The organism is Ruegeria sp. CDSA221, from assembly GCF_059611825.1.
In genome coordinates this window covers 36,955-50,918 of record NZ_JBXWPK010000012.1, presented here as the reverse complement: position 1 = coordinate 50,918, position 13,964 = coordinate 36,955, and the positions used below count along the sequence as shown (strand labels likewise).

Here is a 13,964-nt window from a genome sequence, read left to right as displayed (position 1 = left end):
GTCTAACCTCCGATCTGACGCCAGCGGCGCCCGTCGCGATGCATCAGCATCAGAGCTTCTTCGGGCCCGGAACTGCCCTGATCATATTTCGATGGCCGGTCGCCCCGGTTTTCCCAACCTTGAATAATAGGGTCAACCCAAGCCCAGGCGGCTTCGGCCTCGTCGCCACGCATGAACAGGGTCTGGTCGCCGCGGATCACATCCATCACCAGCCGTTCATAAGCGTCCTGAGCCCGCGCATCTGCGCCCAGCGCCTCGGCAAAACTCATATCCAGCGACACATCCGACAGCCGGAATCCGCCCGGACCGGGATCTTTGATGGTGGTGCGCAGGGTGATCCCTTCGTCCGGTTGCAGACGGATCACCAGCACATTTCCATGCAATGGCCCTACATTGGGGAAGATAGTGTGTGGAGGATCCTTGAAGTAGACGGCGATTTCCGACTCGCGCGCACGCAAACGTTTTCCGGTGCGCAGATAAAAAGGCACCCCAGCCCAACGCCAGTTACCCAAATGAACCTTTAGCGCAATATAGCTTTCTGTCCGGCTTGCAGGGTTGCCGACATGGTCCAGATACCCGTCACCGCCCTCGCCCGTGCGGTATTGACCGCGGGCGATATCCGCAGGCATCACCGGCTCAAGCGCCTCGATCACTTTGACCTTTTCATCGCGAACCGCGTTGGGAGAGAACTTGGACGGCGGCTCCATCGCTGTCAGGCACAGCAGCTGTACCAAGTGGTTCTGGATCATATCCCGCATTGCACCCGACTGATCGTAATAGGCCCCACGCCCCTCGACGCCGACGGTTTCAGCCACGGTGATCTGGACGTGGTCGACATGTGTTGCGTTCCACAACGGCTCGAACAGGGAATTGGCAAAGCGCAGGGCCATCAGGTTCTGCACGGTCTCTTTGCCCAAATAGTGGTCGATCCTATAGATCTGATGTTCTTCGAAACAGGCGCGCAGCCCTTCGTTCAGCGCCTTGGCCGAGGCCAGATCATGACCAAACGGCTTTTCCACAACGATACGACTGTCAGGCGTTGCAAGATCGTGATCGTTCAGCCGTTTCGCAATGCCCGAGAACAAGCTTGGGCCGACAGAAAGGTAAAACGCTCGCACAACGTCTGGGCGCAATGACTTGGCCAGATTGTCCCAGCCCGCATCACCCAAGGCATCAACCTGTACATATTCCACGCGTGACAGAAAGCGGTCCAGAACGTCTTTTTTGAATTCCGGCGCGAACTCTTTCATCGAGGCGCGTATCTGATCCCGAAACGCGTCGCTATCAATGGCGGATCGGGCAGACCCGATAATCCGGGCTTCGTCTGGCATCTGGCCGACTTCGAAACGATGACACAAACCCGGCAGGATTTTTCGCTGCGCCAGATCACCGGTCGCGCCAAACAGCACCAGATCGAACGGGTTAACGGGAATTACGCGTGAAACCATCGTCGGGCTCCTTCAATCCTCTGCTGAACCACAATAGCACTTAAAGCTGACAGCGCCGGTGAATAGAAAATGTTATCGCTAACATTCACCATTTCCTTAGGCAAAGCGAGAAAAGAAAGCAAGGGTGGATTTGACGCACTACCCCTGGCTGCGTAACCATTCCATCACAGCCGGTCGCACGGATTGCTCTCCGCGATGACGAGCGTCCGATATGATCTTGCGCACTGCTAGCAGATCTGCCCGCAACAATACGCTTTTGACCGGCCCAATCGACGCCGGGCGCATCGACAACGTCCGGATTCCCATCGCGGCCAGACACAGTGCCTCGACCGGGCGTCCTGCGTCTTCACCGCAGAAGCTGAGTGGCGTATCCGAGATGTTGCAGCGTTCTACGATCCGTTCGATAAAAGTCAGGAAACTGACATTCAGCGAGTCATAGCGGCGGCGGACCAACTCGTTTTCACGGTCGGCAGCAAAGAAGAACTGTTTCAGATCATTGCCACCAATCGAAATGAAATCGACTTCGTCAAAAAACTTCTGCGGTGCAAAAGCGAGCGAGGGTGTTTCCAACATCGCTCCGACTTCAATACTTTCAGGCAGGGCATGGCCCAGACGTTTCTCGCGGTCGATGGTCTTATTCACTTCCCATCGCGCTTCATAATACTCTTCCGCTTGTGCCACGAATGGGAACATGACCGTCAACGGACGACCATTGGCGGCCCGGATCAGAGCCTGCAGCTGCATCCGCATCACGCCGCGTTTATCCAGGCCAACCCGAATTGCGCGCCAGCCTAAGGCCGGGTTCGGCTCCTCGATATGTTTCATGTAGGGCAGAACTTTGTCGGACCCGATATCCAGCGTGCGAAATACCACACGCTTTTTATCGGCCGCATCCAGAACCCGCTGATATTGCGTCACAAGCTCGGAACGCTTGGGCATCTTATTGCGGATCAGGAACTGCAGCTCGGTACGAAACAGGCCCACGCCTTCGGCACCGGAATTGTTCAGCGAAGGCAGGTCCGCCATCAGACCCGCGTTCATCACCAGATTGATCCGCTCTCCATCCCGCGTCACCGTTGGCGTTTCGCGGATTGAGGCATAGCGTTCCTGCGCCTTGGCCTGCATCGCGACCTTATCGCGGAACGCGCTGACCACGGTATCTTCTGGTCTGAGCTGCACAGTGCCCTGATCGCCATCAACCAGGATATGGTCTCCGTTCAGGGCCTCGGTCGTAATGCGCCCAACATGGACCACCAGTGGTATGGCCAAAGCACGGGCAACAATGGTGGCATGGCTTCCGACCGAGCCCTCTTCGAGCACGATGCCTTTCAAGGACCGGCCATATTCCAGCAGGTCACCTGGACCGATATTCCGGGCAACCAGGATTGGGTCCGGTGGCAGGTCGGCACTGTTTGTCTGCCCTTGCCCGGTCAAAATGCGCAGCAGACGGTTGCTGAGATCGTCCAAATCCGCCAATCGCTCGCGCAGATAGGGGTCGGAGACTTGGCTCATGCGCGCGCGCGCCTGGGATTGTTCCTTTTCCACCGCAGCTTCGGCGCTAAGCCCAAGTGCAATGTCCTCTTCCATTCGGCGCATCCAGCCCTTGGAGTTGGCGAACATGCGATAGGCTTCCAGAACCTGAAGCTGTTCCTTGTCGCCGTTCTTGGATATCTCGAGCATCTTGTCGACACCGACGCGCAATTCTTCGACCGCCTCGGTCAGACGCTCCTGTTCGCGGTGCGGGTCATCGGCAATCGGGTTGGTAACAACAACGCGCGGTTCGTGCAGCCAGACATGGCCTTCGGCCGAGCCCTCTTGTGCAGGGCCGCCTGTAAACTGAACCGGTTGCTGGTGGCGTGGCGACAGGGCCGCGCCCTCGCCAACGAATGCTCCCAGTTCAGCCATTTCGGCCAGAACCATTGCAACCACTTCCAGCGCATAAACTTCATCCGCAGAATATTCGCGCGCGTTGCGGGACTGAACAACCAGAACGCCAAGCTTTTCACCCAGCCGCTGAATCGGCACACCCAGAAAAGACGAGAAACGCTCCTCACCCGTTTCCGGCATATAGCGAAAGCCCTTGGCTGACGGCGCATCGGGCGTATTCACGATTTTGCCGGATTTCGCGACGCGCCCCACCAGTCCTTCGCCCATGCGCATACGGGTCTTATGAACAGCCTCGGGCGACAGCCCTTCGGTCGCACAAAGTTCCAGGGTTTCTTCGTCGCGGAACAGATAGATCGAGCAGACCTCGGCCCGGATACTGTCTGCGATCAGGTGAGTGATCCGGTCAAGACGTTCCTGGCCGGCAGCTTCGCTCGCCATCTCTTCACGCAGCCGCACCAGCAGCTTACGGGATTCTGTTTCAGTGCCGTCTGCCATAGCCCAACCAGTCTAAGGTTTCAGGCGTGACCCTTGGCTGAATTGCTCAGGCCGCCTTGTCCAATTCAAAGGCATCATGCAGTGCCTGAACCGCAAGTTCCATGTATTTCCTGTCCACCAAGACAGAAATTTTTATCTCAGAGGTTGTAATGACCTTGATGTTGATACCCTCATCCGAGAGTATCTTGAACATTTTTGCCGCAACACCCGATTGCGAACGCATTCCAATCCCGACCACAGAAACCTTGCAGACATCATTATCTGCGACGAGGTCGGCATAGTTCAGCTCTCCTCGGTCTTTCACAGCCAACAGCGCCTTTTCGGCGCGCGTCACCTGATCCGTGGGGCAGGAAAAGGTCATATCCGTGCGCCCTTCGTCCGAGATGTTCTGAACGATCATATCCACATTCACGCCCGCGTCGCTAAGCGCCGTGAAGATGATCGAGGCGATACCGGGGCGGTCCGCCACGGAAACGACGGTCATCTTGGCCTCGTCACGAGAATAGGCCACACCGGCCACAACATTGGATTCCATGATATCCTCCTCGTCGCAGACCAGCGTACCGGCCTCGTCGGATTGTTCTTCAAAACTTGAGAGAACGCGCAATTTCACTTTATATCGCATCGCCAGCTCAACCGAGCGGGTTTGCAGCACCTTAGCCCCAAGCGAGGCCAGTTCCAGCATTTCTTCGAATGAGATCCGATCCAGCTTACGCGCTTTTTGGCAGATGCGCGGGTCGGTCGTGTAAACGCCGTCTACATCGGTATAGATGTCGCAGCGCTCGGCCCCGAATGCAGCAGCAAAGGCCACGGCAGTGGTATCCGACCCGCCACGGCCCAGTGTCGTGATACGGCCTTCGGGGCTGAGACCCTGGAAACCCGCGACAACGGCCACTTTCATACCCTCGCCGAATTTCTGGTTCAGGTTGTCGGTCGGGATATCCTCGATCCGGGCCTGGCTGTGGGCGCTGGTGGTCAGCAACGGCACCTGCCAGCCCTGCCAACTGCGGGCTGGTATGTCCATCTCTTGCAATGTCAGCGCCATAAGGCCGGCGGTGACGTTTTCCCCCGAAGACACCACGGCGTCATATTCGCGCGCATCAAACAGTGGCGAGGTTTCGTTGACCCAGCCCACCAGCTCGTTGGTCTTGCCCGACATGGCCGAGACGATGACGATCACGTCATAACCCTTGGCCACCTCAACGCCGATGCGCTTTGCAGCACGGCGGATACGGTCCAGATTTGCGACGGATGTGCCGCCGAATTTCATCACGAGTACGGGCATGGGGGCTGATGTCTCCGCGCCTTGGAATTCAGATCCCGTGCGTCTTATGCGAGGGGGGCCGCAAGAGCAAGAGTGCAATACCGCATCAGTCGGGGCCTAGCATCGCTTTACAACCGCGTATGACGGTGTAAGCCTGACGCATCAAATTCACTACGAGGTATTCAATGCACCGTCTTGCCCTTGTCCTTGCCCTATTTTCCACACCTGCGGCGGCGCAAGTCGCCTCGCTGACCGGCACCGACGGTCAAAACGCCTTGGGGAAGGTGCCCTGTGCGACCAGCCCAGGCGAGGCGATGCGCACTTGCAACGCCGAAATGCGGCGCCGTGACGACGGCAGCTCTACGCTTGCGGTTGCGATGGGAAATGGCGAAGTCCGCAACATCTATTTCACCGATGGCATCCCGGATTCAACAAATTCGGCAGCTAAGATCACCTATGAAAACCGAGGCGATGTTATGGTGATTTTCGTTGATCCCGGTGAGGTATATGAGATCCCTAAAGTCGCTCTTGCCCGTCAGTAAGGGTGCGACTGGCCTTCATAGGTTTCAAAGCACCCAGTACTTTCAAGTGACAGAGTATCGAAACGGTTGATCAGGCCCTGAACAGCCTTATCAACCGTGATATCAGCCCCGGTCCCACCCATATCCGTCTGAACCCAGCCGGGATGGTAAATGCCTACTGAAATGCCGTCGCCGCGCAGGTCCACAGCCAGATTGCGCCCCAGATTCAGAACAGCAGCCTTGGACGAGCGGTAGATATAGCTGCCACCAGGCGCCCGCCTGTGCGAGGCCATCTGCGAGGATAAAATCGCAATCTTGCCCTGCGCTACGCGCAGATTGGGCAACAAGGCCTGAACTGTCAGAAAGACCCCGGTCACATTGGCAGCGAAACTCTGCGCCCACATTTCGGCGGGGTAGCCATCGATGGTTTGGGATTTATCCAGATATACACCGGCATTGCAGACCAGCAGATCAACAGGGCGCATTGCCAGTTTTTCCGCCATCGCTTGATGTTGTTTCGGGTCTGTTACATCCAGCGCCACCTCCGCGCTGCCATCCCGAGCCGTGCCCGTTACGTCGCATCCTTGCGCACGATACCTGTCCGCCAGAACCTTTCCGATCCCCCGCCCAGCACCGGTGATAACAACATGCATCGGCTAGTTCGTCTTGCGCGAAGGTACGAAAGGCAGCGGCGCAACAGGTACGCCGTCATCGATCAATGCCCTGGCTTCTTCTGGCTTGGCCTCGCCATAGATCGCACGTTCCGGCGCGTCGCCCAAATGAATCTTACGGGCCTCTTTGGCAAAATCCTTGCCAACGTAATCCGAGTTGTCCTCGACTTTGCGCCGCAGCTCGGAAAGGGCTTTCTCGACATCAACGCTTGGCGTTGCCATGTTGACGACCTCATCCCGAGATGCCGGGACCGTGGTACGAGATTCGACCGTACGTCCGGGGCGGACACGCGGGGTCATGATTGCTTTTTCAACTTGCGGATCACCGCACACAGCGCATGTCACCATGCCCGCGGCGGCAAGTTTGTCGTAAGCGGCGGCTGATTGAAACCAACTGTCAAAGCTGTGACCGCTATTACATTTCAACGCATATTGAATCATGTTCTGTCCAAATGTCGGATGCCAAATAGATACCAACCACTATTGCAATGGCAAGCCCCTGAGGGGGACATCAGTGATACAAATGCTCTACATTGCGTAACAATGATGCAAGATCGGGCGAATTAACCCGAGAGGCGGCATGTCCCAGCGAAAACCACCTGCGCTTGCGCTCTTGCCATTCAGGGTATCGCGCGGCCAGGGATTTGACCACCAGCGGATAGACATCGACCAGATAAACCGCTGATCCTTTCTTGTGCCGCCGCTTGTAGTGCAGGAACTGCCCAAAGGCATTTGGGGTACATGTACCGGTCACACCAGCCTCTTCCCAGGCCTCTTGACTGGCCGCACCGGAGGGCGAAAGGCCATCAATCAAATTCCCCTTGGGTATGATCCAGCGACCGGAACCACGCGTCGTAATAAGCAACACCTCTGGCGTGCCGCTTTGGACACGATAGCACAGAGCCGCCGATTGCCGTACGACTCGTACAGTGCCCGCTTGATGCAGGTTGAGTTGCCTTTGCTCGATCACGTCCTGCTGCCTCTTCAGGGAACGTTGTATATGCCCGCCCGATGCGCTTTTGCGCTTATTTAGCGGGCCCGCATCTGAAGAATGCCATATGAAGTGTTATTTTTCAATCCCTTGCATCCGCGCCTCAAGTTTGCGGACCAGAACCTCATGCGGGATATCGGCATCTACCGACAGCCGCCTGAGGCCAAAGTGGACGCGGGCAATCTGTTGGTAATAGCGGGTATAGACGTAATTCGTCCCGCCACCGGCAATGGCGCCCAACACAGGCACGGATTGCGCAGCCAGTTTTTGCCCCAAAACCACCGCCAGTTTCGGGGCAACGGCAGATATCAGCTTTTGCAAAGCTGGGCCTGTCAGGGTCAGACGCGCCGAAAAGAAACCCAGATCCGCGCCGTCATCGAAAGACATCGGACCAGCGGCTGACAATACCCGGACACAGTCGAATTTGACACCAACCTCTGAAGGGTCAAACCCTTCGCGCGCCGCAGCGCCCTGAATTGAACGCAGCAGCATGGTCGTGGTTGCCGGTAACTCCATCAATGCGGTCGGAACGCCACCGATACCGCCTGCAGCTCCCATGGCTGTCGTCAGGGCCGTATTGACCCATGGCAACTGATCGGGCACCGCCCTACGCGACCCTTCAGCCGCGTTCATCGCAATCCAAAGCGCCTTTTCTGTCGCCCCGGTTAGGGCTTCGCGCACAGATGGCGGCAGCTGTTCAAGCAATGACTCTGCCGAGCCACCGACACTGTTCAACAACTTGACGCCCGGCCCTCCGGCGGATTGGTAATATCCGGCCAAACGGTCCAGTTCCGCTTCGGCATTGAGTTTTCCGACAAGAACCAAGTCCTGCATAAGTACCCTCCTGCCCCTAGAACATCGGCACTTACCGCAGCGGTTTCAATAGCTCAGCGGCTCCAGCGAGTTACCAGACCAGTTATTCCGTCCCATCCGCCGGGTATCAGGTCTACGCCCAGAACCCGATCCGGGTTGGTTGGCGGGGGCATCTCGACCCCGGTCAGACGGGTGAATCCAAACCGAGCATAATAGGGTGCATCCCCGACCAACATGACCCTGTCCCAACCCTTGGTTCGCCCGGCCCGCAATCCTTCGTGGATCAAAAATCCACCCAGTCCTTCACCTTGATGGGTCGGGTGGACGGCCACAGGGCCCAAAAGCAGCGCGTCCTGATCGCCAACATGCACGGGCCAGAATCTTATTGCACCGGCCAGGATATCCTGCCCGTCCCGCACCACTTGTGACAAGCCTGACATTGGCGGAACATCATCGCGCAGGCGATACGAAGACAGCGCTTCGCGCCCGGGCGCAAAACACAAATCGTACAAAGCCTCGACTTCCCACCAATCGTCCGGCTCCTCCGGCCTGATCACGAATTGCTGCACCCTGCCCTCTTTTCCTAGCTGGAATTCGCCCTAGCACTTCGTTACGCCTTGGGCAAACGCTTGGAGACCTTATGTTCTATCGCCCAGAAGACGGCCACGGCCTGCCACACAATCCGTTCAACGCCATTATCACCCCGCGCCCGATCGGCTGGATATCAACCCGTGGCGCGGATGGGACCAACAACCTCGCGCCCTATTCGTTCTTTAATGGTGTGGCCTACACACCCCCGCAGGTCATGTTTGCCTCGACCGGAACCAAGGCCGATCAGGACGGTGGAAAGGACAGCATCGCCAATATCGAGGCAACAGGCGTATTCTGCGTGAACGTTGTCGCCCACGCCCACCGCGACGCAATGAACGCCAGTTCAGCCGCGCTGCCCAAACATGTCGACGAGTTCAAACACGCCGGCCTTACCGCAATCGAATGCGAGACCATCCCCTGCGCCCGTGTCGAAGGTGCCCCAGCCGCATTGGAATGCAAGCTCACGCAGATCGTGACCCTGCCCGGAAAGGCGAACCGGGTTGTGTTCGGCGAAGTGACAGGAGTGCATCTGCACGACGACCATATGCGGGATGGCAAATTCGATGTGACGTCTTTCAAACCACTGGCACGGCTTGGCTACCGGGATTATTCGGTCGCGTCCGAGCTGTTCAGCCTTTCAAGACCGGATGACTAATGCCTTTACCTGACGCATCGCGCCGATACCCAATCACATTGCCTGACGGCTCGGACCACCCGGGTACGGTCTTCCTGTCTCAGGCTATCGACCACCCCAGAATAGAAGCCGGTGAATATAGCTATGCGTCGGATTTCGACGCACCAGAGGATTGGGCGCAACGCCTTGCCCCTTATCTATTCCCGTTTTCCCGCGAAAAACTTGTCTTGGGTAGATTCTGTCAAATCGCCCACGGCGTCCGGTTCATCACTTCATCGGCCAATCACGCCATGAGCGGGGCGACATGCTATCCTTTTCCCGTTTTCGATCCCGAAAAGCTGTTGGAATATCAACCTGACAGGCGCGATACCGTGATCGGAAATGACGTTTGGATCGCATACGGTGCCTTGATCATGCCTGGCGCTAAAATCGGAGATGGCGCCATTATCGGTGCAGGATCCGTCGTGCGCGGAACAGTACCGCCTTATGCAATCGTGACAGGCAATCCTGCAGAGGTACGACGGTATCGGTTTGAGGCCGGTACAATCGACCGGCTGCTTGCTTTGAAGTGGTGGGATTGGCCAACTGATCTGATTACCGAATCCGAAAGCGCTCTGCTGTCCGGAAACGTCGATATGCTGGAGCGTTTAGCCCCCTAAAAAAGGCAGCCTATTTGGCCGCCTTTCACAATCAGTGCCCACCCAGAATGCCGGTGCGAACAGAATAATCGACCGCCAGCGCGTAATCGGGGTCATCGTCGCTGTCGACCATCAAATGGCCTGCCTTGTTCAGCAGTTTGTGACAGTCACGGCTGAGGTGGCGGAGCATGACGCGCTTTCCTGCGGCTTCATACTTCGAAGCGATGTTCTCGATGGCCTGCAATGCCGACTGATCCACCACACGGCTTTCGGCAAAATCGACAATCACGGTTTCCGGGTCGTTTGAAACGTCGAATATCTCAACAAATCCCTCGGACGAACCAAAGAACAGCGGCCCTTGAATCTCGTAGACCTTTGCGCCTTTTTCCGTCAGTGAATCGCGGGTGATTGCATGGATACGCTTGGCGTTGTTCCAAGCATAAGCCAGGGCCGAGACGATCACACCAACAACAACCGCTACCGCCAGGTCCTCCATCACGGTCACGACAGTCACCAGCACGATGACAAACGCGTCCATCAAGGGCACTTTGCGCATGATCTTGAACGAGTTCCAGGCGAAGGTCCCGATCACCACCATGAACATGACCCCGACCAAAGCGGCCAATGGAATCTGCTCAATCAGCGGGGAGGCGAACAGGATGAATACCAACAGGAACAGCGCCGCTGCGATACCGGCAATGCGCGTGCGCCCACCTGATTTCACGTTGATCATGGACTGACCTATCATGGCACAGCCGCCCATGCCTCCGAAAAAGCCAGTGGCCACATTGGCAAACCCTTGGGCGATACATTCTTGCGAGGCACCACCACGTTTGCCGGTGATTTCGCCAACAAGGTTCAGCGTCAGAAGCGACTCGATCAGGCCGATCGCTGCCAATATGACGGCGTATGGCAGGATGATCTCAAACGTCTCCCAGTTCAGCGGCACCATCGGGATGTGGAACGGCGGCAAGCCACCTTCGATCGAGGCAAGATCGCCCACCCGTGGGACGTCCAGTCCAAAACCAATCACCAATGCTGCGACGACCATGATCCCTGCCAAAGGCGCCGGGACAATGCGTGTAATGCGCGGCACGATAAGGATCACCGCCATAGTCAGGCCGACCAGACCCAACATAGTAAAAAGCTGAATACCGGAAAGCCATTCGCCACCGCTCATGCCATGGCCCGTGTTTTCCATGCTGCCGGGAACTTTGAACTGGCCCATCTGGGCCAGAAAAATCACGATGGCCAATCCGTTCACAAACCCCAGCATCACTGGATGTGGTACCAGCCTGATAAAACGCCCCCAGTGCATCGCCCCTGCGATCAGCTGCAGTATTCCCATCAAAACCACTGTAGCGAAGAGGTATTCGACCCCATGTTCTGCCACCAAGGCAACCATCACCACGGCCAGCGCCCCGGTTGCGCCCGAAATCATACCCGGACGGCCACCAATCAGTGCAGTGATCAGCCCCACCATGAACGCAGCATACAAACCAACCAGAGGATGCACGCCCGCGACAAACGCAAAGGCCACCGCCTCAGGGACCAAAGCAAGTGCAACCGTCAGGCCGGACAGCAGCTCGATCCGAAGGCGCGAGACGGTCAGGCCCTCATCCGGAACCCAACGAAGATCAGGTTTGGCGATACGATTGGCAAAGCTTGCCAGCATAGCTCGGGGCATAGGGCGTCCTGTTGGTTTATGGGTTCGCGCGAAAAAGGGACTTCTATCTGTGAACCGGTTTTTGAGCCACCGCATCAGGCGGGAGGCTGATATGCGCAGCACGCATAGCACATATCTCGCGAATAGGTGAATTGATGTCGGTTCGTTGCCGTCACACCTTGGCTTGATGCTCTGCCTGGCTCGGATAGCAACGACCCGAATCCCTGCGAAAAAAGTGATAGAACCACCGGGCGATCACCCTTGTCAAACCATGCAGCGCAGCGCACAAATCGCTGAACAGGCGCCAAAATCGGAGAAAACCAGTGACCCAGACCAAGATTGCCGTCATCGGCGGATCAGGCATTTACGACATCGACGGATTGGAGAATGCGCAATGGGTCTCGGTTGAAACGCCTTGGGGTAGGCCTTCGGACCAAATACTGACCGGCGCGCTGAACGAGATCGAGATGGCGTTCCTGCCTCGCCACGGGCGTGGCCACATTCATTCGCCGACGGACGTGCCCTATCGCGCCAATATTGACGCGCTGAAACGTCTGGGGATCACGGATGTGATCTCGATCTCGGCCTGCGGATCATTCCGCGAGCATATGGCGCCCGGAGATTTTGTTGTCGTCGACCAGTTCATCGATCGCACCTTTGCGCGGGACAAAAGCTTTTTCAGCTCCGGCTGCGTGGCCCATGTCAGCGTCGCCCACCCGACCTGCCCACGTTTGTCAGATGCTTGCGAGACGGCTGGCAAGGCCGCCGGCATCACCATTCATCGCGGCGGCACCTATCTGGCGATGGAGGGGCCGCAGTTCTCGACACTGGCGGAATCCAAAATGTACCGCGAGCATTGGGGCTGCGATGTGATCGGAATGACCAACATGCCCGAGGCTAAACTCGCCCGAGAAGCCGAGCTTTGTTATGCTTCGATCGCGATGGTCACCGACTATGACAGTTGGCACCCGGACCATGGCGAGGTCGACGTGACCGCCATTATCGCCACCCTGACCGGGAACGCCGAAAAAGGCCGAGCGCTGGTCAAGGGCTTGCCAGAGTTGCTGGGAGCAGCGCGCCTGCCCTGCCCGCACGGGTGTGACCGGGCGCTGGAATACGCGATCCTGACCGCGCCAGAAAAACGTGATCCGGCGCTGCTGGCGAAACTGGACGCAGTCGCGGGGCGGGTGCTCTAGCGATTGGTATCAACCCTATTCCGGTCGGCCGCATCAGTACTTAACCGAAAGGCAGCCTTTTAAGTTCGGTACGGGCGGCAGGGAACGAAGAGGATAGGAATGAAACGGCTCGAGGCCCTGGACGCCGCACGCTTTCTGGCATTTTGCGGCATGGTGCTGGTGAACTTTCGCATCGCGGCGCAGGTCAAACCGACAGATGACTGGGCATCGGCGCTTGTCGATGCACTGGAAGGTCGTGCTGCTGCATTGTATGTCATTCTGGCCGGGATCGGTATTGGCCTGTCCAGCCCTTCTGCTGGAATTCTGTTACGACGGGCTGCATTTCTGTTCGTACTTGGCCTGATCAACATGACCATGTTTGAGGCCGATATCCTGCATTTCTATGCATTGTATTTTGTTGTCGGCGCGGCGTTTCTGTCCTCGTCCATCTTTGGTTTGTGGCTTGGCGCATGCAGTGTCGTTGTCCTGGCCGTTCTCGCCAATCTTATCTTTGACTATGATCAGGGATGGGACTGGGTTTCCCTGACCCATACCGACCTGTGGACGATACCGGGCTTTGTACGAAACTTGCTGTTCAATGGTTGGCACCCCGTTCTACCTTGGGCAGCGTTCTTGCTGATCGGTATAGCGATTGGGCGATCGCAACTGCAGACGGTCTGTGTTCAGCACCGGTTGATCATGTGGGGATTTGGCGCAGCGGTTCTGGCCCTGTTTCCGCAAAAGCTGGCAACCGATCCCGATCTGGTGGCCTATCTGGGCACTCAATCCATCCCTCCCGGGCCGTTTTACATTTTGGCCGGGGCTGGATCCGCCTGCGTGGTGATCGGCCTGTTGCTAAAGCTCTGGCCGCGGATTCAGGAGCTGGGCGTCGCACCGGCACTGACTGCGCCGGGGCGGCAGGCCTTGACGCTGTATCTGGCACATATCGTGATTGGGATGGGCATTCTGGAAGAGGCCGGCCTGCTGGACGGATCGCTCAGCGCGCCACAGATCGTTGGCTACGCCTTGGGTTTCTGCGTGCTGTCCTCAGGATTTGCTCTGCTATGGTTCCTGCGCTTCAGACGCGGACCACTTGAGGCGTTGATGCACCGTGTGACGCGCCCATCGGGGGCTTGACGTTTGCCCGTCACCAAAGCTTGATACCCGCGT

At 57.4% G+C, this 13,964-nt stretch carries 14 protein-coding genes; 5 read left to right on the top strand and 9 right to left on the bottom strand.

Annotated elements, in window-relative coordinates; all coding sequences use genetic code 11:
- Positions 1-2: 2 nt before the first annotated feature.
- The 3 genes from zwf to AC2FJ5_RS16405 all read right to left on the bottom strand — a co-directional run bounded on the left by zwf (position 3) and on the right by AC2FJ5_RS16405 (position 5,115).
- Complete coding sequence (zwf, locus tag AC2FJ5_RS16415) at positions 3-1,448, bottom strand: glucose-6-phosphate dehydrogenase (protein WP_142638040.1); 1,446 nt, start codon at positions 1,446-1,448, stop codon at positions 3-5.
- A 138-nt stretch (positions 1,449-1,586) separates the two neighbouring features.
- Entirely contained in the window at positions 1,587-3,830 is a 2,244-nt protein-coding gene (ptsP, locus tag AC2FJ5_RS16410; protein WP_496794059.1) for a phosphoenolpyruvate--protein phosphotransferase, read from the bottom strand.
- 46 nt (positions 3,831-3,876) lie between these two features.
- Positions 3,877-5,115, bottom strand: a complete 1,239-nt coding sequence (locus AC2FJ5_RS16405) for an aspartate kinase (protein WP_496703335.1) — start codon at positions 5,113-5,115, stop codon at positions 3,877-3,879.
- Positions 5,116-5,279: 164 nt separating this feature from the next.
- Here AC2FJ5_RS16405 and AC2FJ5_RS16400 point away from each other — a divergent pair, with 164 nt between their 5' ends.
- A complete protein-coding gene (locus tag AC2FJ5_RS16400) occupies positions 5,280-5,636 on the top strand; it encodes a hypothetical protein (RefSeq protein WP_142638033.1) in 357 nt (118 codons plus the stop codon).
- On the opposite strand, the gene AC2FJ5_RS16395 is transcribed toward AC2FJ5_RS16400, so the two are convergent.
- The 5 genes from AC2FJ5_RS16395 to AC2FJ5_RS16375 all read right to left on the bottom strand — a co-directional run bounded on the left by AC2FJ5_RS16395 (position 5,630) and on the right by AC2FJ5_RS16375 (position 8,659).
- Positions 5,630-6,268, bottom strand: coding sequence for an SDR family NAD(P)-dependent oxidoreductase (locus AC2FJ5_RS16395; protein ID WP_496794057.1), 639 nt, complete (start codon positions 6,266-6,268; stop codon positions 5,630-5,632). The two genes, AC2FJ5_RS16400 and AC2FJ5_RS16395, sit on opposite strands and share 7 nt — an antisense overlap.
- 3 nt (positions 6,269-6,271) lie before the next feature.
- Positions 6,272-6,727 carry a DUF1178 family protein gene (locus AC2FJ5_RS16390; protein WP_271950473.1) on the bottom strand — a complete coding sequence of 152 codons (456 nt, stop codon included), beginning with the start codon at positions 6,725-6,727 and terminating at the stop codon, positions 6,272-6,274.
- 70 nt (positions 6,728-6,797) lie between these two features.
- Positions 6,798-7,256 carry an NUDIX hydrolase gene (locus tag AC2FJ5_RS16385; protein WP_496703331.1) on the bottom strand — a complete coding sequence of 153 codons (459 nt, stop codon included), beginning with the start codon at positions 7,254-7,256 and terminating at the stop codon, positions 6,798-6,800.
- A gap of 96 nt (positions 7,257-7,352) precedes the next feature.
- Positions 7,353-8,111 carry an EcsC family protein gene (locus AC2FJ5_RS16380; protein ID WP_496703329.1) on the bottom strand — a complete coding sequence of 253 codons (759 nt, stop codon included), beginning with the start codon at positions 8,109-8,111 and terminating at the stop codon, positions 7,353-7,355.
- Positions 8,112-8,164: 53 nt separating this feature from the next.
- Positions 8,165-8,659, bottom strand: coding sequence for a GNAT family N-acetyltransferase (locus AC2FJ5_RS16375; RefSeq protein WP_271950478.1), 495 nt, complete (start codon positions 8,657-8,659; stop codon positions 8,165-8,167).
- Between the two features lie 71 nt (positions 8,660-8,730).
- Here AC2FJ5_RS16375 and AC2FJ5_RS16370 point away from each other — a divergent pair, with 71 nt between their 5' ends.
- Together AC2FJ5_RS16370 and AC2FJ5_RS16365 are read left to right on the top strand one after the other, a co-directional pair.
- Positions 8,731-9,336: a flavin reductase family protein gene (locus AC2FJ5_RS16370; RefSeq protein ID WP_496703327.1), complete on the top strand. Its 606-nt coding sequence runs from the start codon at positions 8,731-8,733 to the stop codon at positions 9,334-9,336.
- A complete protein-coding gene (locus tag AC2FJ5_RS16365) occupies positions 9,336-9,974 on the top strand; it encodes a CatB-related O-acetyltransferase (RefSeq protein ID WP_496794056.1) in 639 nt (212 codons plus the stop codon). The genes AC2FJ5_RS16370 and AC2FJ5_RS16365 overlap by 1 nt, the downstream gene beginning before the upstream one ends.
- Positions 9,975-10,005: 31 nt before the next feature.
- On the opposite strand, the gene AC2FJ5_RS16360 is transcribed toward AC2FJ5_RS16365, so the two are convergent.
- Positions 10,006-11,640 (bottom strand): SulP family inorganic anion transporter, encoded by a 1,635-nt coding sequence (locus AC2FJ5_RS16360; RefSeq protein ID WP_142638018.1) that lies wholly within the window; start codon positions 11,638-11,640, stop codon positions 10,006-10,008.
- A 302-nt stretch (positions 11,641-11,942) separates the two neighbouring features.
- Between AC2FJ5_RS16360 and AC2FJ5_RS16355 the strand changes: the two genes are divergently transcribed.
- Positions 11,943-12,815 carry an S-methyl-5'-thioadenosine phosphorylase gene (locus AC2FJ5_RS16355; protein ID WP_496794055.1) on the top strand — a complete coding sequence of 291 codons (873 nt, stop codon included), beginning with the start codon at positions 11,943-11,945 and terminating at the stop codon, positions 12,813-12,815.
- A gap of 99 nt (positions 12,816-12,914) precedes the next feature.
- Positions 12,915-13,931, top strand: a complete 1,017-nt coding sequence (locus AC2FJ5_RS16350; RefSeq protein WP_496794053.1) for a DUF418 domain-containing protein — start codon at positions 12,915-12,917, stop codon at positions 13,929-13,931.
- Positions 13,932-13,964: the final 33 nt, after the last annotated feature.

Excerpts from the sequence above, each read along its gene's own strand:
- zwf (WP_142638040.1), bottom strand. The coding sequence starts at position 1,448 with ATGGTTTCACGCGTAATTCCCGTTAACCCGTTCGATCTGGTGCTGTTT.
- AC2FJ5_RS16370 (WP_496703327.1), top strand. The coding sequence starts at position 8,731 with ATGTTCTATCGCCCAGAAGACGGCCACGGCCTGCCACACAATCCGTTC.
- AC2FJ5_RS16360 (WP_142638018.1), bottom strand. The coding sequence starts at position 11,640 with ATGCCCCGAGCTATGCTGGCAAGCTTTGCCAATCGTATCGCCAAACCT.
- ptsP (WP_496794059.1), bottom strand. The coding sequence starts at position 3,830 with ATGGCAGACGGCACTGAAACAGAATCCCGTAAGCTGCTGGTGCGGCTG.
- AC2FJ5_RS16390 (WP_271950473.1), bottom strand. The coding sequence starts at position 6,727 with ATGATTCAATATGCGTTGAAATGTAATAGCGGTCACAGCTTTGACAGT.
- AC2FJ5_RS16400 (WP_142638033.1), top strand. The coding sequence starts at position 5,280 with ATGCACCGTCTTGCCCTTGTCCTTGCCCTATTTTCCACACCTGCGGCG.
- AC2FJ5_RS16350 (WP_496794053.1), top strand. The coding sequence starts at position 12,915 with ATGAAACGGCTCGAGGCCCTGGACGCCGCACGCTTTCTGGCATTTTGC.
- AC2FJ5_RS16380 (WP_496703329.1), bottom strand. The coding sequence starts at position 8,111 with ATGCAGGACTTGGTTCTTGTCGGAAAACTCAATGCCGAAGCGGAACTG.
- AC2FJ5_RS16405 (WP_496703335.1), bottom strand. The coding sequence starts at position 5,115 with ATGCCCGTACTCGTGATGAAATTCGGCGGCACATCCGTCGCAAATCTG.
- AC2FJ5_RS16395 (WP_496794057.1), bottom strand. The coding sequence starts at position 6,268 with ATGCATGTTGTTATCACCGGTGCTGGGCGGGGGATCGGAAAGGTTCTG.
- AC2FJ5_RS16365 (WP_496794056.1), top strand. The coding sequence starts at position 9,336 with ATGCCTTTACCTGACGCATCGCGCCGATACCCAATCACATTGCCTGAC.